Annotated in this window: 22 protein-coding genes and 1 pseudogene; 12 read left to right on the top strand and 11 right to left on the bottom strand. The window is 60.9% G+C overall.

All coding sequences use genetic code 11. From position 1 onward, the window contains the following. Positions 1 to 18: 18 nt before the first annotated feature. The 8 genes and pseudogenes from C8N35_RS22400 to C8N35_RS22365 all read left to right on the top strand — a co-directional run. Positions 19 to 1,251: pseudogene (locus C8N35_RS22400) on the top strand (acyl-CoA dehydrogenase family protein); the annotation flags it as partial. Between the two features lie 82 nt (positions 1,252 to 1,333). Further along, entirely contained in the window at positions 1,334 to 2,107 is a 774-nt protein-coding gene (locus tag C8N35_RS22395; RefSeq protein WP_107991976.1) for an SDR family NAD(P)-dependent oxidoreductase, read from the top strand. Positions 2,108 to 2,111: 4 nt separating this feature from the next. Continuing rightward, positions 2,112 to 2,888 (top strand): SDR family NAD(P)-dependent oxidoreductase, encoded by a 777-nt coding sequence (locus C8N35_RS22390; RefSeq protein WP_107991975.1) that lies wholly within the window; start codon positions 2,112 to 2,114, stop codon positions 2,886 to 2,888. A 44-nt stretch (positions 2,889 to 2,932) separates the two neighbouring features. Continuing rightward, on the top strand, positions 2,933 to 4,135 hold the full coding sequence (locus tag C8N35_RS22385; protein ID WP_107991974.1) for an acetyl-CoA C-acyltransferase: 1,203 nt from the start codon (positions 2,933 to 2,935) through the stop codon (positions 4,133 to 4,135). A 66-nt stretch (positions 4,136 to 4,201) separates the two neighbouring features. Beyond that, complete coding sequence (locus tag C8N35_RS22380; protein ID WP_107991973.1) at positions 4,202 to 5,389, top strand: acyl-CoA dehydrogenase family protein; 1,188 nt, start codon at positions 4,202 to 4,204, stop codon at positions 5,387 to 5,389. Positions 5,390 to 5,392: 3 nt separating this feature from the next. Then, positions 5,393 to 6,466, top strand: coding sequence for an acyl-CoA dehydrogenase family protein (locus C8N35_RS22375; protein ID WP_107991972.1), 1,074 nt, complete (start codon positions 5,393 to 5,395; stop codon positions 6,464 to 6,466). 41 nt (positions 6,467 to 6,507) lie between these two features. Then, the gene (locus tag C8N35_RS22370; RefSeq protein WP_107991971.1) at positions 6,508 to 6,936 is read left to right on the top strand and encodes a PaaI family thioesterase; all 429 of its coding nucleotides are present in this window, start codon (positions 6,508 to 6,510) and stop codon (positions 6,934 to 6,936) included. A gap of 192 nt (positions 6,937 to 7,128) precedes the next feature. Next, positions 7,129 to 8,796, top strand: a complete 1,668-nt coding sequence (locus C8N35_RS22365; RefSeq protein WP_107991970.1) for a long-chain-fatty-acid--CoA ligase — start codon at positions 7,129 to 7,131, stop codon at positions 8,794 to 8,796. Between the two features lie 70 nt (positions 8,797 to 8,866). Here the strand turns inward: C8N35_RS22365 and C8N35_RS22360 are convergent, their stop codons facing one another. The 3 genes from C8N35_RS22360 to dctP form a co-directional block, all read right to left on the bottom strand. Next, complete coding sequence (locus C8N35_RS22360) at positions 8,867 to 10,180, bottom strand: TRAP transporter large permease (RefSeq protein WP_107991969.1); 1,314 nt, start codon at positions 10,178 to 10,180, stop codon at positions 8,867 to 8,869. Next, a complete protein-coding gene (locus C8N35_RS22355; RefSeq protein ID WP_107991968.1) occupies positions 10,177 to 10,752 on the bottom strand; it encodes a TRAP transporter small permease subunit in 576 nt (191 codons plus the stop codon). The genes C8N35_RS22360 and C8N35_RS22355 overlap by 4 nt, the downstream gene beginning before the upstream one ends. 125 nt (positions 10,753 to 10,877) lie before the next feature. After that, complete coding sequence (gene dctP, locus C8N35_RS22350) at positions 10,878 to 11,921, bottom strand: TRAP transporter substrate-binding protein DctP (RefSeq protein ID WP_107991967.1); 1,044 nt, start codon at positions 11,919 to 11,921, stop codon at positions 10,878 to 10,880. Between the two features lie 325 nt (positions 11,922 to 12,246). On the opposite strand from dctP, the gene C8N35_RS24460 reads away from it, so the two are divergent. Continuing rightward, positions 12,247 to 12,423 (top strand): hypothetical protein, encoded by a 177-nt coding sequence (locus C8N35_RS24460; protein WP_210203653.1) that lies wholly within the window; start codon positions 12,247 to 12,249, stop codon positions 12,421 to 12,423. 523 nt (positions 12,424 to 12,946) lie between these two features. Here C8N35_RS24460 and C8N35_RS22340 read toward each other — a convergent pair. The 5 genes from C8N35_RS22340 to C8N35_RS22320 all read right to left on the bottom strand — a co-directional run bounded on the left by C8N35_RS22340 (position 12,947) and on the right by C8N35_RS22320 (position 18,015). Further along, entirely contained in the window at positions 12,947 to 13,717 is a 771-nt protein-coding gene (locus C8N35_RS22340) for a DeoR/GlpR family DNA-binding transcription regulator (protein WP_107991966.1), read from the bottom strand. Between the two features lie 18 nt (positions 13,718 to 13,735). Continuing rightward, a complete protein-coding gene (locus tag C8N35_RS22335) occupies positions 13,736 to 14,809 on the bottom strand; it encodes an ABC transporter ATP-binding protein (protein WP_107991965.1) in 1,074 nt (357 codons plus the stop codon). 22 nt (positions 14,810 to 14,831) lie between these two features. Then, positions 14,832 to 15,731, bottom strand: a complete 900-nt coding sequence (locus C8N35_RS22330) for a carbohydrate ABC transporter permease (protein ID WP_107991964.1) — start codon at positions 15,729 to 15,731, stop codon at positions 14,832 to 14,834. Beyond that, a complete protein-coding gene (locus C8N35_RS22325) occupies positions 15,728 to 16,630 on the bottom strand; it encodes a carbohydrate ABC transporter permease (protein ID WP_107991963.1) in 903 nt (300 codons plus the stop codon). Before C8N35_RS22325 ends, C8N35_RS22330 begins: the two co-directional genes overlap by 4 nt. 80 nt (positions 16,631 to 16,710) lie before the next feature. Next, positions 16,711 to 18,015, bottom strand: a complete 1,305-nt coding sequence (locus C8N35_RS22320; RefSeq protein WP_107991962.1) for an ABC transporter substrate-binding protein — start codon at positions 18,013 to 18,015, stop codon at positions 16,711 to 16,713. A gap of 311 nt (positions 18,016 to 18,326) precedes the next feature. Here C8N35_RS22320 and C8N35_RS22315 point away from each other — a divergent pair, with 311 nt between their 5' ends. Continuing rightward, positions 18,327 to 19,100, top strand: a complete 774-nt coding sequence (locus C8N35_RS22315; RefSeq protein WP_107991961.1) for a phosphodiesterase — start codon at positions 18,327 to 18,329, stop codon at positions 19,098 to 19,100. 179 nt (positions 19,101 to 19,279) lie between these two features. Here C8N35_RS22315 and C8N35_RS22310 read toward each other — a convergent pair whose 3' ends face one another. The 3 genes from C8N35_RS22310 to C8N35_RS22300 are packed head-to-tail and all read right to left on the bottom strand — an operon-like array spanning position 19,280 to position 21,789. Beyond that, complete coding sequence (locus C8N35_RS22310) at positions 19,280 to 20,062, bottom strand: MetQ/NlpA family ABC transporter substrate-binding protein (protein WP_107991960.1); 783 nt, start codon at positions 20,060 to 20,062, stop codon at positions 19,280 to 19,282. A 25-nt stretch (positions 20,063 to 20,087) separates the two neighbouring features. Beyond that, positions 20,088 to 20,756 (bottom strand): methionine ABC transporter permease, encoded by a 669-nt coding sequence (locus tag C8N35_RS22305; protein ID WP_107991959.1) that lies wholly within the window; start codon positions 20,754 to 20,756, stop codon positions 20,088 to 20,090. Then, positions 20,746 to 21,789, bottom strand: coding sequence for a methionine ABC transporter ATP-binding protein (locus C8N35_RS22300; protein ID WP_107992011.1), 1,044 nt, complete (start codon positions 21,787 to 21,789; stop codon positions 20,746 to 20,748). Before C8N35_RS22300 ends, C8N35_RS22305 begins: the two co-directional genes overlap by 11 nt. 934 nt (positions 21,790 to 22,723) lie before the next feature. Between C8N35_RS22300 and C8N35_RS22295 the strand changes: the two genes are divergently transcribed. Together C8N35_RS22295 and C8N35_RS22290 are read left to right on the top strand one after the other, a co-directional pair. Further along, a complete protein-coding gene (locus tag C8N35_RS22295; protein ID WP_210203652.1) occupies positions 22,724 to 23,323 on the top strand; it encodes a sigma-70 family RNA polymerase sigma factor in 600 nt (199 codons plus the stop codon). Next, positions 23,320 to 23,991 (top strand): ChrR family anti-sigma-E factor, encoded by a 672-nt coding sequence (locus C8N35_RS22290; RefSeq protein ID WP_107991957.1) that lies wholly within the window; start codon positions 23,320 to 23,322, stop codon positions 23,989 to 23,991. Before C8N35_RS22295 ends, C8N35_RS22290 begins: the two co-directional genes overlap by 4 nt. Positions 23,992 to 23,993: the final 2 nt, after the last annotated feature.

Raw genomic sequence — 23,993 nt, 5'->3', positions numbered from 1 at the left:
GTTCATGAGGGAGGAGCAATGATGAACTCGGCAGAGTTGCCCGCCGAACTGAACAATCTCGCCATGTCTGAGGCGGCCCGCCCGCTGCTGGACAAGGTGATCGCCCACGTCCGCGATTTCTGCGATCCGGCCTATGAGGAATACGAGAGGCTGGGCCAAACCCGGACCGACCGGTTTTCCTATGCTCCAGGACAGCTCGAGATCCTGGGCGATCTCAAGGCGCGCGCGAAGAAGGAAGGTTTGTGGAACTTCTTCCTGCCGAACGCGGACACCGGTGAGGGGCTTTCCAATCTGGATTATGCCTATATCGCCTTTGAGCTCGGCAAGAACCCGCTGGCGTCCGAAACGCTCAACTGCTCGGCGCCCGACACCGGCAACATGGAGGTACTGGAACGGGTCGGCACTCAGGAACAGAAGGAGAGGTGGCTGAAGCCCCTGCTCAACGGCGAGATCCGTTCTGCCTTCGCCATGACCGAGCCGGACGTCGCCTCCTCGGATGCGCGCAATATCTCCACCACGGCCGTTCTTGAAAGCGGCGAATGGGTCATCAACGGCGAGAAATATTACATCTCAGGCGCCGGCGATCCGCGTTGCAAGATCATGATCGTCATGGTCAAGACGTCGCCGGAGGCTGAGACTTTCCGCCAGCAGAGCCAGATCCTGGTGCCGATCGACACGCCGGGCGTGGAGATCGTCGGTCCCATGCATGTCTTCGGTCAGGATCACGCCCCGCACGGTCACATGCACATCCGCTTCACCAACGTGCGTGTGCCGGAGGAGAACATCCTGTGGGGCGAGGGGCGCGGTTTCGAGATCAGTCAGCTGCGCCTGGGCCCCGGCCGCATCCATCATTGCATGCGCTCGATCGGTTCGGCGGAAAAGGCGCTCGACATGATGATCGCGCGCGGACTTTCCCGTGAGGCCTTCGGCCGCAAGATCATCGATCTCGGCAAGAACATGGAAACGATCAGCCGCGCGCGGATCGAGATCGAGGCCTGCCGGCTGATGGTCTTGAAGGCAGCCCGTGCGATGGACGTGCTCGGCAACAAGGAAGCCCGCGTCTGGGTATCGATGATCAAGGCGATGGTGCCCGAAAAGGCGTGCAAGATCATCGACGAGGCCATGCAGATGCACGGTGCGACCGGTCTCAGCCAATGGACGGATCTGCCCGACATGTACATGAAGCAGCGTACCATCCGTCTGGCCGATGGTCCGGACGAGGTGCACCACGCGGTTGTCGCGCGTGCCGAGCGAAAGGCCTTCGAGGCTTCCAATACCCGCCGGCAGATCGTGGCCAAGCGCTCGCAGAACCATGTTTTCGAAGGACCCTGAGATGAAAGACCTGTTCGATCTCACGGGCCGGGTGGCTGTCTTGACCGGTGCCTCGAAGGGCATGGGCAAGGTCATGGCGCATGCGCTGGCCGCCCATGGCGCGACCGTCGTCATCTCGTCGCGCAAGCAGGACCAGCTTGATGCCGCTGCGAGCGATATCAATGCTGCGGTCGGGGCCAGCCGTGTCCACGCGGTGGCCGCCAATGCGGGTCGCAAGGGCGATCTTGAAACCCTGATCGCACGCACGCACGACCTCGCCGGCCCGATCGACATCGTGATCGGCAATGCCGGTGTGAACCCCCATTACGGCCCGATCTCCGAAATTCCCGATGATGCGTTTGAGAAGATCGTGACGACCAATGTGCAGGCCAATCTGTGGCTCGCGCGCTTGGTCGTGCCGGACATGATCGAGAAGGGCCGGGGCTCGCTGATCTTCACGTCTTCCATCGGCGCGTTCAAGCCGTCACCGACGCTCGGGTGGTATGGAACTTCGAAACTGACCCTGCTGGGGCTCGTGCGCAATCTCGCGCTGGAGTTTGGCCCGCACGGCATTCGCGCCAACGCAATCTGTCCGGGGGTGGTGCGCACCGATTTCGCCCGTGCGCTGTGGGACAATCCGGAAGCCGCCGAGCGCGCCACAAGCCAGATCCCGTTGCGCCGGTTCGGCGAGCCTGAGGATTTCGCCGGCATTGCCACCTATCTCGCCTCCGACGCCAGCAGCTACATGACCGGTCAGGCACTGACCGTTTGTGGCGGCACGGCCATGTGGACCTGACGCCATGGAGGTTTCGGGTCGCATCGTTGTGGTGACGGGAGGTGCGGGCGGTATCGGCCACGCCCTGGCTCACGCCGCAGCCGAGGCTGGGGCAAGCCATGTCGTCGTCGCCGATATTGATGGTGAAGGCGCACGGCGTACGGCCAGCGAGGTCGGCGGAACGGGCTGGCGCGTCGATGTCGCTCGCGAGGACGAGATCTCCGCGCTCATTGCCCGCACCGAAGACGAGATCGGGCCGATCGGCCTCTTTTGCGGCAATGCCGGGATCATCCTGCGTGGCGGCTTCGAGATTGCCAATGCCGACTGGGAGCGGATCTGGAAGATCAATGTCATGGCTCATGTCTGGACGGCCCGGCATCTGGTGCCCCGCATGGCGGCGCGCGGCGAAGGCCATGTGTTGATCACGGCGTCGGCCGCGGGATTGTTGAGCCAGGTCGGCTCTGCGCCCTATGCGGTGACCAAGCATGGTGCGGTTGCGGTGGCCGAATGGATGGCACTGACCCATGGCGACGATGGCATCAGGGTGAGTTTGCTGTGTCCGCAGGCCGTGCGCACCGACATGACCGCGGGCAGGGAGGACAGCGTGGCGAGTGTCGATGGCATGATGACGGCGGAAGAGGTCGCGGCAGCCGGTATCCGCGCCGTGGAGGAGGGCCGCTTTCTCGTGCTGCCGCATCCGCAGGTTCGCGACTACATGCGCCGCAGGGCTGACGATACCGACCGCTGGATCGGCGGAATGCGGAAGCTCAACCGGACATACAACACACCGGCGGATGCCTGAAGATCAGGAACGCCCGGGAAGGATTTCAGGGAGGAGAACGGAAATTGCGCGACTCAGTGATCGTATCGACGGCACGAACGCCCATCGGCAAGGCCTATCGCGGCGCCTTCAACAACACCCAGGCGCAGGCCCTGATCGGGCACGCCGTGGGCCACGCGGTTTCGCGGGCCGGGCTTGAAGGGCCTGAGATCGAGGACTGTATCATCGGCTGCGCGATCCAGCAGGGCTCGACCGGGGGGAATATCGGCCGTCAGGCGGCGGTGCGTGCGGGCTTGCCCACGTCCGTCGCCGGAATGTCGATCGACCGGCAATGCGCAAGTGGCCTGATGGCGATCGCCACTGCCGCAAAGCAGGTGGTGCATGACGGCATGCAGATCGCCGTCGGTGGCGGTGTCGAGTCCATCTCGCTCGTGCAGAACCAGAATTATCGCACCGATCACCGTGCCGATCCGTGGATCGAGGCGCACCGGCCGGACCTCTACATGTCGATGCTGGAAACCGCCGAGATCGTCGCGGATCGCTATGGCGTCAGCCGTGCGGAGCAGGACGAATACGCCCTGCGTTCTCAGCAGCGTACCGCCGAGGCGCAGGCGGCCCGCCGGTTCGATGCCGAGATCGTTCCGATGACCGTCACCAAGGCGGTGGTCGACAAGGCGACGAAGGACGTCTCCTATCACGAAGTCACGCTTGAAAAGGACGAGGGAAACCGCCCGCAGACGACGCTTGAGGATCTGGCTGCTCTGAAGCCGGTGTTCAAGGACGGCCTCCGGATACAGGAGGGAAGGTTCGTCACTGCCGGCAATGCTTCGCAATTGTCCGATGGCGCATCGGCGTGCGTGATCATGGAGGCCGGCGAAGCGAGTCGTCGCGGGCTCGCCCCGCTCGGCCGCTATGTCGGAGTCATGGCTGCTGGCCTCGATCCCGACGAAATGGGCATCGGCCCGGTTCATGCCGTGCCGAAGCTTCTCAAGGTGCATGGGCTGACGATGGACGATGTCGGCCTGTGGGAACTCAACGAGGCGTTCGCCTGTCAGGTTCTCTACTCGGCAAAGACGCTTGGCATTCCCGATGATCGGCTCAACGTCAATGGCGGCGCGATCTCGATCGGCCACCCCTATGGCATGTCGGGCGCGCGGATGGTCGGGCATGCGCTCATCGAGGGCAAGCGGCGTGCCGCCAGATACATCGTCGTGACCATGTGTGTGGGCGGTGGCATGGGGGCTGCGGGCCTGTTCGAGGTCCTTTAAGCGGGAAATTGTCGCCAAACGGCCCGCAAGTGGCCGCTTCAGAAACGAAATCACGAGGATCTGTTCATGGATCTCACCTATTCGCCGCAAGAGGAAACGTTTCGCGCGGAAGTGCGGGCATTTCTCGAGGCCGAACTGCCCGATCACATCTCGGCCGCCGTGCGCTCAGGGGTGGAACTGCCGCGCGAGATCTACCAGGAATGGCATGAAATCCTGGGCCGCAAGGGATGGCTCGGTACCACCTGGCCGAAGGAATATGGCGGGCCGGGATGGACGCCGGTGGAGCGCTACATCTTCGATGTCGAATGTTCTCGCGCCTATGCGCCCCGCATCGTCGCCTTTGGTCCGCATATGCTCGGGCCTGTCATTCAGAAATTCGGTAGCGATGCACAGAAGCAGGACATCCTGCCGAGGATCCTGTCGGGCGAGGACTGGTGGGCGCAGGGCTATTCGGAGCCCGGAGCGGGATCCGACCTCGCCAGCCTCAAGACCCGCGCCGAACGCGACGGAGATCATTACGTCGTCAACGGGCAGAAGACGTGGACCACGCTCGGCCAGCACGCCAACCGGATCTTCTGCCTCGTGCGCACGAAATTCGATGGCAAGCCGCAGGAGGGGATCAGTTTCCTGCTGATGGACATCGACACGCCCGGCATCGAGGTCCGTCCGATCCGGCTGATCGAGGGCGGTCACGAGGTGAACGAGGTTTTCTTCTCGGATGTGCGCGTGCCCGTGTCGAACCTCGTCGGCGAGGAGAACAAGGGCTGGACCATCGCCAAGTACCTGCTGACCCACGAGCGCACCAACATCGCGGGCGTCGGCATTTCGATGCAGGCGCTCGAAGAGGTCAAGGCGTTGGCGCGCTCCCTCAAGCGGCGCGGCAAGCCGTTGATCGAGGATCCGCTCTTCGCGGTCCGCATCGCCCGGGTGGAGAGCGATCTGGAGGCGATGAAGATCACCAACCTGCGTATGCTGTTTACGGCGCAGAAGCACGGGCAGCCGGGCCCCGAAACCTCGATCCTCAAGATCAAGGGTACTGTGATCAACCAGGAACTCAGGGATCTCGCCCGTCGTGCGCTTGGTCCGTTGGCCGCTCCGTTTCCCGGTCACGTCATCGATGGCAATCTTGTGATGGGGCCGAAGGATACCGACGCCAACGCGGCTGTCTATTTCAACAATCGCAAGACCTCGATCTTCGGCGGATCGAACGAGATCCAACGCAACATTCTGACCAAGACGATGCTGGAGCTGTAGGCCATGAATTTCGATCTGACCGAAGACCGGCAGATGCTGTCGGATACGCTGCGGCGCTATCTGTCCGCCAATTGCGTCATCGAGAAGCGCAACGAGATCGCCTATTCAGCGCCCTTCCATAGCCCGCAATGTTGGTCGGAAATGGCTGAACTCGGCATTCCCGGCGCTTTGGTTGACGAGGCACATGGTGGCTACGGCGGTACTGGCTTCGATATCGCGGTGGTGTTTGAGGAACTGGGACGGGCGCTTTGCCCGGAACCGTTCCTGGGCACGCTGCTGGCCAGCCGTCTTTTGTTGGCCGCCGGCGCCGACCAGCAGGACCTCATCGATGGCTCGGTGCGTTATGCCGTGGCTATATCGGAACTGGACGAGCCTTATGACCCCGCCTTCATGATCGCATCTGCTACGCGGTCGGGTGAGGGGTATGCGCTGGAGGGCCGCAAGACAGCGGTCTATGGCGGGCATGTCACCGACGTCCTGCTCGTGGCGGCCATGTTGGATGGGCGGCCCGCCGTATTCTCGGTCGAGGCCAAGAGCGCGGCGCTCACCAGCTATGGCATGATCGACGGCGGTGGCGCGGCGGAGGTCGTGTTCGATGCGACGCCGGCCACGCTGCTGATCGAGGATGCGGGCAAGGCTCTCGACGACATGTTCGCCGCCGGGCGGCTGGCGCTCTGCGCGGAAGCCGTGGGGGCGATGGATGTCGCCTATACGCTGCTGCTGGACTATCTCAGGACGCGCAAGCAATTCGGCACCGCGATCGGCAAGTTTCAGGCCTTGCAGCATCGGGCGGTGGATCTTCTGGCCGAAATAGAACAGGCCCGTTCGATCACCATCAGCCTTGCCGCTGCTTTGGGCTCCGACGAGGCGATGCCGCGTTCGGCCATGGCCAAAGGCCTGATCGGCCGGGTTGCGCGCCTGGTCGCGGAGGAGACGATCCAGATGCAGGGTGGCATCGCCATGACCTGGGAATATGCATCCTCGCATTATGCCAAGCGTCTTGTCATGATCGATCATCAGCTTGGTGACACCGATCAGTGCGAGGGTGAAATCATCCGCCGCTATGCCGCCGCCTGAAAGAAAAACGAAGAACGAGACATGATGGATTGCAAGACGTAATGGACAGTTTGACGGATATCCCGCTTATCGAAGAACCCGCCTATCCGTTTCAGCAATTGCTGGGATTTGGGATGACAGGCTGGAAAGAGAACTGGGCACGGTTCGAGTTGCCCTTGCGCGAAACCTTCAACAACAGGCACGGGATCCCGCATGGCGGTATCTATGCGGCGATGCTGGATACGGTGATGGGGTATGCCGGTTGCTACACCGGCGATCTGGAGAAGCGGCGAACTGCGATCACGCTGTCGCTGACCACGAACTATCTGTCTCGTCCGAAGGGAAGCATCCTGATCGCCGAAGGCTGGCGGACAGGAGGTGGCAACTCCACCTATTTCGCCGAAGGCCGCATAAGCGATGAGACGGGCGAGATTCTGGCTCAGGGAAATGCGGTTTTCCGATACCGCAAGGGAGCTGCCACACAAGGTTGAGGCCTCCAGTGTAAGGCGTCGGGCCGCTTCAGGGGAGGACTGATGCGGCAACATGGCGTGGGGGTGGGCGGCTGTTGCCGCCTTCCCGAACCGCACGGAGCCTTTTGTGGGGGTGCGTGCGGCCTTGGCCGGAGAGGCGTCTGGAGGCCGGCTTATAAAAAAGGCCGAGATAAAAAAAAGGGGAGGATACCGATGTTTGACCGCCACATGGGGATCTGGCCCTCTGGCATCCCGCATCATATCGAGGTGCCGGAACGCAATCTATCCGAGAACCTGCGCCTCACGGCCGAGGCGCAACCGGACAAGGTGGCGATCCACTACCATGGCGTGGACATCACCTTTGCGGAACTCCACACCGCCGTATTGAGGATCGCGGGCTGGCTGCAACACGGGGCGGGCGTCGCCAAGGGCGATCGTGTGCTGCTGTTCATGCAGAACAGCCCGCATTTCATCATTGGCTATTATGCCATCTTGCGCGCCAATGCGGTGGTCGTTCCCGTCAACCCGATGAACCGCGAGCACGAGCTGGATCACCTGATCCGCGATACCGGGGCAAGAGTCGCGCTGACGGGGCAGGAGCTGCTGGAACATATCGCGCATTTCCTCCGCGAAAAGCTGCTCGATCGTGTCCTGGTCGCGGCTTATGCCGACAAGGCGGGACGGGCCCCGGACATTCCCTTGCCTGCGGGACTGGAATGCCGCGGCCGCGACGACTACGGGCTGCCCGGGGCGATCGGCTGGCCGGTTGCGGAAGCGATGCGTCTTTCTCCGGGGCCGCTTGCGACCGGGGCAGACGATCTGGCCGTCATACCCTATTCGTCAGGCACGACCGGACAGCAGAAGGGGTGCATGCACAGCCATCGCACGGTCATGACGACCTGTGTCGGGGGGATTGTATGGAACCCGCAGGGGACCGGATTTCCGTCTCTTTCGGTGCTGCCGCTCTTTCATGTCACTGGCATGCAGGCGTCGATGAATTGCCCGATCCTTACCGGCGATACGATCGTGCTGATGACACGCTGGGACCGGCGGGTAGCGGCGAAGCTGATTAAACGTCACGGTATTGCGCGCTGGCGCTGCATCACTACGATGGTGATCGATCTTCTCAACGATCCCGAGATAGATGCCTCGGATCTCTCCAGCCTGCGTGTCGTCGGTGGTGGCGGTGCAGCCATGCCCGCGCCGATCGCAAAGCGGCTCAAGGAACTGACGGGCCTCGACTATATCGAGGGGTACGGCATGTCGGAAACAATCGCCGCCACGCATATCAATCCGGTCGACCGGCCCCGCCGGCAGTGCCTTGGAATTCCGGTTTTCGACGTTGATAGCCGCATCATCGATCCCGAGACGGGCGATGAACTCGGGGTTGGAGACGTCGGCGAGATCATCGTCTCCGCTCCCCAGGTCTTTCTGGGATACTGGAACAAGCCGGAGGCGACAAAGGCCGCGTTCATCGAGCTGGATGGCAAGCCGTTTCTGCGTACCGGCGATATCGGCCGTTACGACGAAGAGGGCTATTTCTATATCGTGGATCGCATGAAGCGGATGATCAATGCGTCCGGCTTCAAGGTCTGGCCGACTGAGGTCGAAGCGATCCTCCACGATCATCCCGCCATCGCCGAAATCTGCGTCGTCGGCTATCGCGACATACGTCGGGGCGAAAGCGTGATGGCCTATGTGGTGCTGCGCGAAGAGGTGAGCGAAGAAGACCTGATCGCCTGGTGCCGCAAGGAAATGGCGGTCTACAAGGTGCCGCGCAAAGTGGTCTTCGTTGACACGCTACCGCGCAACGCCAGCGGCAAGCTGCAGTGGAAGCAGCTTGCCGAACAGGCGCAGGAGACGTTTGGCGAGGTCGGTTAAACCGCCTCGCCGCGCTCCCTTGGAGGGCTGCGGCAAGCAAGAGTGCTCGCTTGCCACAGCCCGATGGGCCTCAGGGGAAGAACAGCCCCGGCAGGTAGAGTGCGATCGCCGGGAAGACGATAATCAACGCCACACCCAGAAGCGTGACCAGGACATAGGGCACGACCGAGCTGTAGATGTCTCCCATCGTCACGCCGGGAGGTGCGACGCCGCGCAGGTAGAACAGGTTGAATCCGAAGGGCGGCGTCATGTAGCCGACCTCCATCATGATGATGAAGAGGATTCCGAACCAGACCGGATCGAAGCCGTGAAGCCTGACGATGGGCAGGAAGACCGGAAGCGTGATCAGCATGATCCCCACCGGATCGAGCACCATGCCCAGGATGAAGAGGGTGCCCAGCATCATCAGCAGCGCGCCCCATTTCCCGCCTGGAAGATTGCTCATCAGGTCCTGGATCAGGCTCTGCGCGCCGAGTGCGGTATAGGCGGTGGAGAAGGCGTGCGCGGCGAACAGGATCCACATGATGAGCGTCGTCAACTGAAGGGTTGAAACCGCCGAATCCATCAGAACTGCGCGGGAGAGCTGCCGGTTGACGGCGGTAGCGACCATCGCCCCGAAGACGCCGATCGCAGCCGCCTCGGTCGGCGTGGCAAACCCGCCGAAGATAGCTCCCAAAACGGAAAGAACGATCAGGATCGGCAGGATCACGGCCCTGAGTGATCGCAGTTTTGAGCCCCAATCGGACCGAAGCTCGCGCGGCAGCGCCGGGGCGAGTTCGGGTTGAACAAGGCAGCGCGCGAGAATATAGACGCACACCAGCACGAAGAGCAGAACGCCCGGCCCGATACCGGCGGCGAACAACCTGCCTACCGAGACCTCGGTCAGAAGCGAATAGAGCACCATCAGGATCGACGGCGGAATGAGGATGCCCCAACCGCCACCGGCGTTGATTGCTCCGAGCGCGAGCTTCTTGTCGTAACCGCGTTCCAGCATCTTGGGCAAGGCGATGGTTCCCATCGTCACCACCGCTGCGCCCGATATGCCCGACATGGCCGCGAAGATGACGCAGATCATCACGGTGCCGATGGCAAGGCCGCCGCGCACGCCCCCCCACCACTGGTGCATCATGTCGTAGAGGTCGCCGGCCACCCCGGATTTTTCCAGCAACGTCGCCATGTAGACGAAGAGCGGGATCGCCATCAGTGTGGGGTTCGACATGGTCTCCCACATCTTCGAAGACAGGAGGTAGAAGCCGATCGGCCCCATCTCGAACCACAGGAAGACGACCGACACGCCGCCGAGAACAAAGGCGAGCGGGGTGCCGAGAAGGACGAAAAAGAGAAGCGAGCCGAAGAAGAGCAGGGTTAGCAGTTCAACGCTCATTGCGTGGCCCCCGTCCCGTTATCGTGGGCTTCGGGGACGTGCGCGGCAGGTTCCTGTCTGCCGAATGTATCCTCGTCCACGGGAAGGCCGAGGAGAATGCGGACATCCCCCCAAAGCCGCACGACGCCTTGCAGCAGCAGCAAGAGAGCAGCCACGGGAATGAAGATCTTGGTTGGCCACAGCGGCGCTTTCCAGACCGAATTCGAGCGTTCGAAATCCGCGACGGAATCCGCCGCGATCTCCCATCCCTGCCACAGCAGAATGGTCACGAAGAGAAAGAAGAGCGGCCATGTGAGGATGTCGAGGAGTGCCTTGCGGCGGCGCGACAGGCTGCCATAGATGATGTCGACGTTGACATGTCCGCGCCGCGCCAGAAGGCTGCCGCCGGAAATCACCGCATAGACGCCGAAAATCAGCACCGCGAGTTCCGCTGTCCATATGGCCGGCCGGCCCACGAGATAGCGCAGCACGACATCGGTCAGCAGCAAAGCGAAAACGGCGAAAATGGCCAGGGAGGCCCATTTCCCGATCCAGAGATTCAGTTGTGTGACAGCCCTGGCGACAGGCAGCATGCAAGGACACCCCTTTTCACGACCGTGAGGAACCGGTGTGCCGGTTCCTCACGGGCATATCCGGTTGGGAGGAAAGTCGCCGGGCGTCGTGGTTTTCGCACCGCCCGGCTTGGCGGGGGATCAGATCACGCGTAACCCAGATCCGCCATCAGGCCCTTGTAGATGCCTGCAGCCTTGTTGGCGCGTTCGCCCTTCTCTGCCTCCGCATCGAGGATCGACGTCGAGGCCTGAGCCAGAATGTCCAGCACATCCTGAGGCAGGTGGATTACTTCGATGCCGTTTTCGGCGATGCCTTGCGACAGGGCAACGGCTTCGGCGTGAACGTATTCCACCGAGCGTGCGTAGAAGCGCACCTCAATCGCGTCGAGTAGCGCGGTGCGCATGTCGTCGTCGAGCTTTTCGAGAGCATCGAGGTTGATGATGTGGGCGTCGGTCGTCTGTGCCAACGGCGGCTTGACGTGGTACTTGCAGACTTCCCAGAGCGACATTGACTTCGCCCCGACCGCGGCCCCCCAGTGGGCGCCGTCCACAGTTCCGGAGCTGAGCGCCTGATAAAGCTCGGATCCGGGGATGTATTGCGGCGCGGCACCCGCCTTGGCGAGGTAGTCGAGCATCGTGCCCGACGAACGCAGCTTCATACCCTTGAAGTCGGCCGCGCTCTCGATCTTTCTGGAGACGGTGAGTTCGGTCGGCAGCACTTTCTCGGCGAGGATCCGCACGCCCTTCGGTTCAAGGTCCTCGTTCACAAGATCCTCGATGCCAAGGTTCTTCACTACATGCTGCATCTCCCAGCTTTCACGCAATGTGCCGGGGATCCCGTAAAGGAACGAAGCCGCTTGTGCGTCGTCCTGGATATAGGAAGGGCTGATCGTCCCCATGGGAACGACACCCTTGCGCACGAGATTGTAGATCCCGGAGCCCTTGGCGAACTCGCCGGCGCCGTAAAGTTCGAGCTTGAAAGCGCCGTCCGTGCGCTCGCTGACCTCCGCAGCCAGCACGCCGAGGCTGGCTTCGAACGAGCTTGAGGCTTTCGGCCAATGGGACTGCACCCGCCAGGTGACGGCGCCTTTCGCCATGCCTTTTCCCACCAGCGCCGGTGCCGCCAAAGCGGCAATACCAGCGCCGCGCAGCACCGATCGCCTGTTCATCCCCTTACCGGTTCCCGTCATGTCGCGTCCTCCCTCCGTTGTATCGTCGGCCTGTTGTCTTGGTCTTTGGCCGCTTCTGCGTGTTCCGTTTTCTTCTCCGGGCACGCCTTTTCGGTCTGCGGATCTTCGCACGATGCCGACCAGCTGAAAGCTGACACATGTCAGGATGACTGGCAATATCTAAGAGCGCGCTTCACGACGTTGCTCGTTGAAGGATCTGGTTTCGCCCGGAGGTGAAGCCGTTACCGCATGGCGGAGCGGGACTAAAGCAACGTTCCGTATCCATTGAGGCGGGGTGCTCGACGTTCAGCGCATTTCCAGCAGGCAGCTTCGGAAAATCTCGCCAATGCGCGACAATGCGCTGATCGGCCGGATTCTAAGTTTCCCATTCATGAGCCTTTGCACCCTCAGCGATATCCCCGTGCGTTTCGAGCCGAAGGGAAAGTCACCGGTACCGGCTCTTGACGACGTTTCGCTTTCAGTTGCCCACAACACGTTCTCAATGATCGTCGGCCCATCCTGATGCGGGAAGTCGACGCTGCTTCGTCTGGTTTCCGGTCTCGATACGCCGACGAAATGAAGGCTCATGCTCGATGGCGAGCCGATCTCCGGTCCTTCCGAAGATCGCGGAATGGTGTTTCAAAGCTACACGCTGTTTCCCTGGCTGACAGTGCGCGGAACGTGATGTTCGGTCCGAAGCTGAAGGGTGAGCTAGTCCCCATCGGTTGGACAATTTTCGGGGGCCACCTCAGTTCTCCTCAATATCCGTATCACAGTCTTGGATGGCCGAAGATTGCGGGATGGCGCGGCTCGCGCGATCGCGTTCGATTCGACCATATCGATTGGCGACAGCGTTATCCGGATCTCCGGAAACAGCGCGCTTCCTCGCGTCTCGCGATCGATGAGCAACAGCTCCGGAACTCTCCTCAAGACCGGACGGGTCTGGCGTTCAGATCCATGTCGTCAGGCCAGAGTGTCTCTCGAGGCCAGGGCGCCTCTCGTGTCCGCTATTCGTATGTCGGAGCCTTTCACGCAACGGCCATGTCCTAGGACTTGTCCGGTTCTTGCGGCACAAGCAGGAGATGGCAATGCTCGGCCTCAGAGACGATTTCCGCAGGAACCTGATCGGAAACGAGGACGTCGATCTGCGACCAGTCGCAGACATGGACCAGGCCGGATTTCTCGAACTTGCTCGAATCCAGCAGCAAGATCGTCTCGTCGGCGCGCGGGATCATTTCCCGTTTGAATTCCGCTTCGAACAGGTCGAAGTCGAAGCATCCTCTTGGGGATCCGGCGACCACGGACATGACGAAATAGCTGGGTGTGAATTGCTTGAGGAACTCGATCGTTCCAGCACCGCAAAGTGTCCGGTCGGAAGGCCGCATCTCGCCGCCGGGGAGGATGACCCTGTGCCTGTTGTCGTCGCTCCAGAATATCTGCGCGATCTCCAGTGAGATCGTCAGTATCGTCATGGGCTCGCGGTGGACCAGCTCGCGCGCAAGAAAGCAGGCGCTGGAACTGTTGTCCAGCAGGACAGCCGCGCCCTCGCGGATATATGAAGCGGCTCGTCGGGCAATCGCGGTCTTGACCTCGACAGCCTCCCGCAGCCTGCGTTCGAAGGGCGGTTCAGTGCGTGGTGTCGAAAAGCGGACGCCGCCGTGGAACTTCTCCACCAGGCCGTTTGCCGAAAGCCCCCTGATATCCCGCCGGATCGTTTCGTCGGAAACTTCAAGATGCGCGGCAAGCTCGGAAATCGCCGCCTTCCCATGAACCTGGAGATGCGAAAGTATCTGCTGTTGGCGAAGTGTCGGGGCCACTGTTGGTTCGTTCCAGATCTATTCTCTGACCAAGTTGATAGCCTGCCCGGTACCCGCGTGAAAGAGCCGGGCCCGGGAAAGGTCGAAATCAAGTCCCACATCGCTCCCCGGTTGCGGGGCATCGGACACCTGGCAGCGGACCATCATCAGCTCGTCGCCCAGTCTCACCTGAACGAGCGCCTCCGCGCCAATCAGTTCGCTTTGCTCCACCTTGCCCTGTGCCATGCCGGCTGTCCTCGAGAAGCTCACTTCTTCCGGTCTGACACCGAACAGGACGTCGTTTGGCAGGTTGTCCGCCTTCAACTCAACCGCGGAGCGGAAGGCGTTGTGGCGGATTGTGCCCCTTTGATCGGAGCGACAGGCGATCAGCGCCATTTCAGGAGATCCGATGAAACCGGCGACGAAGGTGTTGGCCGGATTGAGATAGATATCCATCGGTCGGTCCACCTGCTGCAAGCGCCCTTTCGACATCATGGCGACCCGGGTTCCCAGTGTCATTGCCTCGATCTGGTCGTGTGTCACATAGATGATCGACAGGCCAAGATCGCGGTGCAGCCGTTTCAGTTCGCCCCGCATATGGTTGCGCAGCTTGGCATCGAGATTGGACAGCGGCTCATCGAACAGAAAGACCTTTGGCTGGCGCACCAATGCGCGGCCGATGGCAACACGTTGCCTTTCGCCGCCGGACAGTTCCTTGGGGCGCCGGCCGAGCAGGTCGGTAATATTCAGGATTTCGGCGGCTTCGCGTATCCGCGCATCGACCTGGGTCTTTGTGAGTTTGCTGGTCTTCAAAAGGCCGAAGGCCATGTTGTGATAAGCGGTCATATGCGGATAGAGCGCATATGACTGGAAGACCATTGCGATGTCCCGCCTTTGCGGCGGGAGGTCCGTCACATCGACGCCATCGATCAGAAGCTGTCCCGAGGTGATTTCCTCAAGGCCGGCGATCATGCGAAGCGTGGTTGACTTGCCACAGCCGGATGGACCGACGAGAACCATGAACTCCCGGTCTTCGACAGTCAGGTTGACATTGGTGACCGTCTCGCTCTTGCCGTAGGACTTGCAGATATCTCTCAGGGTGACTGTGGCCATGGGCTCTGTTCCGAGTTTGACGTCACTTGACGCCGGTATGCATGAAGCTGTCGATGAAACGGCGCTGAAAGATCACGAAAAACAACAGCAGCGGGGAGACCACGATGGTCGTGCCGGCCATGAGGCGCGTCCAGTCCGCGCCGCTGTCGGATTTCGCCAGAAGCCCGAGGCCGATCGGCAGAGTGCGGACGTCGTCGGAATTGGTGACGAGAAGCGGCCACATGTAATCGTTCCAGTGGGTAACGACGGAGATGATGGTGAAGGCGATCAGGGTCGGTTGCACCAATGGCAGGAAGACGTGCCACAGGATCTCAAGGTGCCCGCAGCCATCGAGCCGCGCTGCATCTGACAATTCCGCGGGGACCTGCCGGAACGACTGGCGCAGCATGAAGGTGCCGTAGCCGGAGGCGACGAAGGGGACGATCATGGCGGGCAATGTGTTGATCAGGCCGAATTCGTGCAGGGTGACGAAATTCGTGAGAAAGATCGCGTAGATCGGGAACATCACCTGAAGCAGGAAGAGCGTGAAGAGGATCTTCTTGAACGGAAATTCCATGCGCGCGAAGGCATAGGCGGCGAGGGTGATCGTGATGAGCTGGCCGATGAGAATGGACCCTGTCACCAGGATCGAGTTGATCAGGTAGGTGCCAAAGGGAGCGACCGCCAGGGTCGCGGGATAGTTGGCGAAGTTGAGGGCGGCGGGCAGGAAGCCCGCCTCGGGATCGAACACCTCGATCTTCGTCTTCAGCGAGGTCAGGACGATCCAGGCGAGCGGGCTGATCCAGAGCAGCCCCACGGGGATGAGCACAAGGTGAAGCCAGCAGGAGGCGATCCGGCTGCGCAGTGAACGTCGTCTTGTCGGCTTGATTGCGGGCGGGCTGCCGGCCCCGGACGGGCGCTCCGCGATGGTGGCGTCCATCATTTCTCTCCCAGATAGTGAACCCGGCGGCCGAGCGTCAACGCGACGAGGCCGATCAGGCCGAGCATGAAGACCAGCAAGGTGTTTGCCACCGTCGATGCGTATCCGATGTCCTGATACTGGAAACCGTTCTGATAGATGTAATAGGTGAGTACGTTTGTGGAATCCGCAGGCCCGCCCTGTGTCATGACATAGACGTAGTCGAAGACCTGGTAGCTGTGCAGAATTCCGATCACGACGACGAAATAGAGTGTCGGCGAAATCAGCGGGATGGTGATGTGCAGCAGCCTCTGGACTCCGCTGACGCCATCAAGGCGGGCGGCTTCATAGAGGTCCGACGGGACAAGCTTCAATGCGGCCAGCAGGATCAGCATGAAGTAGCCGGAGTATTTCCAGGCGCTCATGATGACGATGGCGGAAAGGGCAAGGTCGCTGTCATAGAGCCAGTCGAGGTGGGGCAGGCCTATGGCGCCAAGGGCTGCGTTGATCGGGCCGTAACCGGGCGCGTAGAGGAATACCCAGACCATTCCCGCCGCGACCGACGGGATCATCACCGGATAGAAGAAGGCGGAGCGATAGATGGCCATGCCGCGAAGCTTGCGGTCGAGCGCGACCGCAAGCAGCAGTGCGGCCAAGATCGATATCGGGATGGTCGTCAGCGTGTAGAAGGCGGTGTTGGCGAGCACTTTCCAGAACAGGGCGTCATCCAGCACCCGCATGTAGTTTTCCGCCCCCATCCAGAAGATTTCCGGATCGCCGAGGACGACGTCATGCAGGCTGAACCAGAAGGAACGGATGATCGGCCAGTATGTGAAGGTGGCGAGGAACAGGAAGGATGGAAACAGGAACGCATAGGCGAGGAGCGCTTCCTTCCTTCGCGCTCTTGCAAAGCGCTGAGACATGATCGGTCAACCTTCGACTGGATGTGCCGTGGGCTCGAACGGAAGACGCGGACCCGGTGTCGGGTCCGCGTCTGCGTTTGTCAGCTCTTCCTGCGGCGCATGACGCGCGCGATTTCGCGATTGGCGTTGGAATTGGCTTCGCCAAGGGCTGTGGCGGCTTCGATTTCACCGGCCAGAGTGCGGTCGAGGGCGCTCTTGAGGAATTCACGTACACGGTGGTAGCCGGGAACCTGGAGGAACGCGCCCGCAAACTCGGACTGGTCGAGCGCCACCTTTGCCTGCGGTACGTCCTCAAGATAGCTCTGCATCGCGGGCGACTGCCAGGAGGACTTGCGAACCGCAAGGTAACCGGTCGCACGGCTCCAGTTCGCCTGGTTCTCGGTGTTGGTCATCCAGCGGGCGAAGGTCCAGGCCGCTTCTTTCTTGGCGTCGGACTGCTTCTTGGCGATCATCAGAGGTCCTCCACCCTGGGCCGCGCCATAGGTCTTCTTCTTGGGCATGAAAGCGACGCCGACCTCAAAGGGAGAGGAGGTGCGCAAGTTGGTCAGCGAGCCAGTGGAGTGATAGAGCATCGCCGTGGAGCCAGCCATGAAGTCGTTGGCCGAACCCTGCCACGTGGAGGCCTTCGGCATGACGCCTTCCTGCACCATCTTGAACCAGAATTGCAGGGCCTCGACGGCTTCCGGGCGATCAAACAGGACCTTGTCCTTTTGCCAGGGCACAAGTCCGTTCTGGCGGCAGTAGCCTTCGAACATCCAGTCGTGCCAGCCGCCGCCGATGGTCAGTCCCCAGCGCTTCAGCTCGCCATTTTCACGAAGCGTTGTTGCCTTGGCGGTTTCAAGCAGCTCGTCCCAGGTGTCGGGGGCCTTCTCGAGGCCGGCCTGGGCAAAGGCGTCCTTGTTGTAATAGAGCACCGGTGTGGACGGCTGGTAGGGCAAGCCATAGAGGCGGTCGTCGGAGATGCAGGTGTTGAGGAAACCCGGCAGGAAGTCGTCGTATATGTCGTCCGCCTTGGCCTGCTCGGTGATATCCTCCAACGCATCGAGCCCCAGGAACGTCTGCAGCGCGGAATTGATCGGCAGCCAGAGCGCGGGCGGCGTGTCCACGCCGATGGAGGTGATGACCTTCTGTTCGGTGTTGTCGTAGCTGCCGGCATAGATGGCCTCGACTTCAATGCCCTCGTGCTGCGCATTGAAGTCTGCGATCATTCCGGAAATGATCTTGTTGATGTCGCCGGAAACACCGACCGGGTACATGAACTGGAGCTTGGTGGGGCCTGCCGCGCGGGCGATGCTGATGACGCCCGGCAACGCGCTGACGAACGGCGCGGCAAGGCCGACCTTCAGAAGCGCCCTGCGCGAGATGTTGGATTTTGTGGATTTCATGTCAGACTCTCCGTTTCCATGTGGGAATTCAATAAACTTGGCGGGTCCGTTTCAACAGGTGACGTGCTTCTTTCTGGTCTTCATCAATCAGGAAAGCTGCATAATTCTGGCGGATGTCGGCTCTATCTCATGTTGTCAGTTTGAGCTGCCTCTCCCTTTCCGACTTGTCCGCTTTGATGAATTGGTTCACTAAAAGACACATCAACAATAAAGTTTTGTGACATTGGGTGTGATATTCCCACAATGCCCACTTCGGTGGCGTATGGCGGTACGGCCCGATATCCAATTCGGCAGGCAAGGGATCATCCAGGATGTTGATTGCTCAGATCAGTGACAGCCACTTCCTCGTTCCACCGGGGCGTCTTGCCGGGCGCTTTGAAACGGCGGCGGCTTTCGAGCGGCTGATGGGGAGCCTTGCCAATCTGGCTGTGCGGCCTGATCTGATTCTGTTTTCCGGGGATCTGGGCGAGTTGGCGACGCGCGAAGAGTATTTTGCCATCGGGCAAGGGTTGCGGCGCCTTGAGGTTCCGGTCCTGGCAGTTCCGGGAAACCACGATCTGCGCGAGCCCATGTGGTCGGAACTGGGCGATATGCTCGGACGGACGGAGGACGGGTTTCTTTGCGTTTCCGATGACCGGTTTCCGATGGCCGTGATCGGTCTCGATACTCTTGTCGAGGGTGAGCCTCACGGAGAGCTCTGCCGCTCCCGGCTCGCGTGGCTCGAAGCGCAACTGGAGAAGGCGAGGGGGATGCCGGCTCTGCTCTTCATGCACCACCCGCCGTTACAAACGGGGCTGGAGGCGATGGACCGGATCGGACTTCGCAGCGGTGCCGCCGAGCTTGAACGCTTTATCCGTGCTCATGGGGGTGTGCAGGCAATTCTGTGTGGCCATATGCACCGGGCTATCCAGGGACAGCTTGGAGGTGTCCCCGTTCGTGTGGCTCCCTCCGTTTCCCATCAGATCGCCTTCGATATCCGGGACGGCGAGCCCTATCGGTTCAGCGATGAACCGCCGCAATTCATGATGCATCTTTGGCAGCCGGGCTCGGGTTTCGTCAGCCACGTGGTGCCCGTTAACGGGTGAGGGGCGCGCAGGCGTCCGGCTTGCGGTTTTCAAAAGCCGACCGCCCCTGGTCCGGTTTTCAATGCGGGTGTCGGCAACAAAAAAAACTCCCCGCCCAACCCGGGCGGGGAGTTTTCTCAATCCATCATTGCAAGCCCTTGCGGCGGTGCTTCACGGTGCGACAACCGGACCTGGAAACATCACCACGTCGGGGTGATCGCGCCCTTGAACTGCTTTTCGATGAAGGCTTTCACCTCGGGGCTGTGGTAGCTTTCGACGAACGTCTTCACCCACGCCGCGTCCTTGTCCTTTGAACGAACCGCAATGATGCCGACATACGGCGCCTTGGTGCTTTCGCGGAAGAGAGAATCCTCGACCGGGTTCAGGCCGGCATCAAGCGCATAGTTGGTGTTGATCAGCGCGACGTCGACGTCATCGAGAGACCGCGGCAACTGAGCGGCGTCCAGCTCGATGAACTGATAATCGTGCGGATTGTCGATCACGTTCGCGACGGTCGCCCTGACGCCAATGTCCTTGGTCAGCTTGATCAGGCCCTGGTCTTCCAGCATCAGAAGCGCGCGGCCGCCGTTGCTCGGATCGTTCGGCAGCGCGAAGGTCGCGCCGTCCGGGATTTCGTCCTTGGACTTCACCTTGTTGGAATAGCCGGCCATGGGGAAGTTGACCGATTTCGCAACGCTGACGAGATCGAAGCCGCGGTCCGCAACCTGATTGTCCAGGTAGGGCTGATGCTGGAACGAGTTGATGTCCAGGTCGCCGTCGGCCAGTGCCTGGTTCGGCATGACGTAGTCGGTGAACTCGATCACGTCGAGATCGAGCCCCTTGGTGGCGGCCACTTCCTTCACCTTCTCCACGATCTGAGCGTGCGGCCCGGTGGTGACGCCAACCTTTTTGGTTTCGGCATGGGCATAACCCGCGCTTAGCAGCGCGGCGGCGACGGAGACGACTGTGGTCAGTCTTTTCATGAATTTCTCCCTTGATTGGTGAGGGTCAGGACTTGCGGTTGCGCTTGTCGAAACGACGCGCCAGGGCATCGCCCGCGCTTTGCACCGCCTGAACGAGAACGATGAGAACGACAACCACCGCCAGCATGACCTCTGGCATGAAGCGCTGGTAGCCGTAGCGGATGCCGAGGTCGCCAAGGCCGCCGCCGCCGACGGCGCCGACCATGGCCGAGTAGCCGATGAGGCTGACGATGGTGAGTGTGATGCCGAGGGCGATCGACGGCATGGCCTCGGCGAGCAGAACCTTGGTGACGATCTGCAACGGCGTTGCGCCCATGGCCCTGGCAGCTTCCACCAGGCCCTTGTCGACCTCACGGATGGCGCCTTCGATCAGGCGGGCCACAAAGGGGATGGTGGCGATGGTCAGCGGCACGATCGCCGCGCGCGTGCCGATGGAGGTGCCGGCTATGATCCGGGTGAAGGGGATGATTGCCACCACCAGAATGATGAAGGGCGTGGACCTCGTCGCGTTGACGATCAGGCCGATGACACGGTTCCAGCCGGGGGCCGCAAACAGCTCCCCCTTGCCGCTGGTCGCGAGAAACACGCCGATGGGCAGGCCGATGGCGGTCCCTATCAGCCCGGAGACGAAGACCATGTAGACGGTCTGCCAGAGGCCCTTGGCAAGCAGGTTTACAAGCATATCAATCGACATAGCCAACCTCCTCGGCCACAAGTCCGGTCTTTGCAAAAAACGCCCGTGCCTGCTCCATGACGCCGGGCTCGGCGGAATAGGCGATGACGAGATTTCCGAACGGATCGCCGGCGATCTCGTCCACGGTGCCCGACATGATGCGGACATCGAGGCCGAGCTCCTTCGTCAACCGTGCGACCAGAGGCTGGTCAGCCGTATCGCCGAAGAATGTGAGCCGCACCAGGGCGTCATCGCCCGGTGCCGGGCTGTCTTTCACCTTGCGCTTGATCCAGTCGGGAAGTCCGGTGCCGGGCATGGAGGCAAGCAGGGTCTGCGTCGTGGCATGCTGCGGCCTGAGGAAGACATCGAAGGTACGGCCGCTTTCGACGATCTTGCCTCCGTCCATGACGGCAACCCGGGACGTCGCCGTCTTGACCACTTCCATCTCGTGGGTGATCAGGAGCACGGTCAGACCGAGTTCCCGGTTGATCGTCTTCAGCAGATCCAGAATGTGCTGCGTGGTTTCGGGATCGAGGGCGGAGGTCGCCTCGTCGGAAAGAAGCAACTTCGGATCGGTGGCAAGCGCCCGCGCTATGCCGACACGCTGTTTCTGACCGCCGGAGAGCTCGGCGGGATACCGGTCCAGCTTGTCGGAAAGGCCAACCATATCGATCAGCGGCTCGATCTTGGCCTTGATCGCCTTTGCGGGCATGCCGGCGATTTCGAGCGGCATGGCGACATTGTCGAACACGGTACGCGAGGACAACAAGTTGAAGTGCTGGAAGATCATGCCGACCGAGCGCCGCAGCGTTCTGAGGCTGCCGCCGCTCAGTTTCGTGACATCGGTTCCGTCAACGAGCACACGGCCGTTTGTCGGCTTTTCCAGTCCGTTGACCAGCCGCACCAGCGTGGATTTACCGGCGCCAGAGCGTCCGATAATGCCGGTGATCGTACCGCGCGGCACGGTGTAGTCGACGCCGTTCAGTGCCTTGAAGCCGTTCTCGCCCTTGTGTGTCGCAGGAAATTCCTTCGTGACACCTTCGAACACGAGCATCGGGTCGGTTTCAGGCAACGCGCTTTCGTTTGCCATCAAGAACTCTTCAGTGACGTTCGGTGGAGGCCCGCCGAACTTGAATGGGTGGCGATGGCCAACTCCGCTCACACGTCCCCTGAGCGCGGACGCTGCGCGGTGATGGGACTGCAAGAGAACGACGGTCCTCTTTTGCCCCCATTGCAGCAATCGGTCCTGCACAACGGACTGTCGTGATGGTGCCGGACGGATCAGCCCGGCCCCGATATGGAATTGGCTCCGGATCAGAACGGAAAAGCGCTGCAAGAGGAGGCTCGCGGCTTCGTGCTCCAGACCCGGACAGCCCTGAGAACCGTTCCGCAGGTGGGAGGAAACGGAAACCGCTCTCAAAAGCTCTGACGTCGTTGAATAAGCGATCTCAAGGCGCCAATCAAGCCGCGGATAGTTTTTCTATTCTTGGCTATGAAATTAGAATGAAAGCTACGTAAGTATATACTTCGTTGAATTGAATGTAAATTTTGTGAAACTCGAAATTTTAAATGAAAATAATGCGTAACTTTGCAGTGGGTGTTTCTATTAAGTTGTCGGGAGAAGGCAATAAGATGCGATCAAGAATGCCTTTATTACTTTCCGAACCAGCTGGAGATTACCTGGGGCGCGTGGTCGCGGAGTCGCGAATAGCCGTTTGTTATGTTCAAGTGCCGTTGTGGATTGGTGAAAAGGCGACTGGGTGGTGAGGCTCTTCATTTTCGAGACGAAACTCCCAAAGTCTTCGATATTGCCGGTTCCGATCTGCAGTGTGGGGTCCGCTCGAGCGGCGACGCGTCAGCCAGAGCCGCTTGTTCTTGACGTCCTTCCAGGCGGGTGGCGCGGCTGCCTGGATATGACAAAACTTCGTTTTTTGTGATCCGATTCCCCACCGACTGCGTACTTGCGCCGAATAGACAAAGGTGCAGACATGCAGGCGGCTTCAAGAGCAATTCATGATCCGGACTGCGCGGTGCCAGACTTGACGATGGAAGATCACCAAATGCTCATCGCACAGGTCGCGTTACGGCAGGACCGCGATGCGTTCAAGTCGCTGTTTCAGTACTTCGGACCGCGCGTGAAGTCCGTCATGTTGAGAGCCGGTGCGGACCATGAGTTTGCGGAAGACCTCGTTCAGGAGGTCATGATGACGGTGTGGCGCAAGGCGCGGCTTTATGCGCCGGAGCGCGGGCCGGTCAGCACATGGATCTACACGATTGCGCGGAATGCCCGCATCGACCGTCTACGCCGTGCTTCGTCCCAGCCTTATCTGGATCTGGACGAGATCGAACTGGCTTCCGGGATGGCTGATGGCGAGGATAGGGCCTTTGCCAGTCAACGTGCCGAACACGTCGCGAGGGCCCTTGATGAGCTACCGGACGAACAACGCCGTATCATCGAATATGCCTATGTCCACGACATGGCTCAAAGCGAGATCGCCGCGAAACTCGAGCTGCCGCTTGGGACGGTGAAATCCCGCATGCGCCTTGCCTACACGAAGCTGAAGGGAAAGCTGGAGGTCCTCAAATGACCATCCTGCATCATCTTGATCAAACGACGTTGCTTCGCTACGCGAGTGGCGACCTTGACGAGGCATTCTCGGTTGTCGTCGCCGCGCATCTTGCCATGTGCGATGAATGCCGTCGCGAGTTGCGCATTGCCGAGGACATTGGCGGGCGGCTGCTGGAAGAAAGCGAGATGGCGACCGTTTCCGATGGCGCGTTTTCCCGGATCATGTGCCGCATCGATGAAGCGGAAGCATCGGGCGAGACAATCCTTGCCGCGCCTCCCATTGCACTCCGCGGCGGGAAACAGGATGTTCCCTCGACGCTGCAGCGCTACATCGGAACGCGGCTTGCCGATATTTCCTGGAAAACAGTAGCGCCCGGTGTTCGCCGGCACAAGATAGCGCTTTCCACACCGACGCGCTCCGCGCTCTACATGCTCAAGATCGAGCCAGGCAAAGCGGTGCCGGAGCATGGTCACGGCGGCACCGAAATGACGTTGATCCTCTCCGGCGCCTATCGCGATGCTTTGGGCCGCTTCGGACCGGGCGACCTTGCGGACCTCGATGAACATGTCGAGCACCAGCCGCGGGTGGAGCCAGGTGAGCCATGTGTCTGTCTTGTCGCGACAGAAGCTCCGACGCGGTTCAAGGGTATCTTCAGCCGGTTGTTGCAGCCGCTGGTCGGGATCTGAGG

Origin of the sequence: Breoghania corrubedonensis (genome assembly GCF_003053845.1) — a bacterium.
GTDB lineage: Bacteria > Pseudomonadota > Alphaproteobacteria > Rhizobiales > Stappiaceae > Breoghania > Breoghania corrubedonensis.
This window is presented reverse-complemented; position numbering and strand designations above follow the sequence as displayed.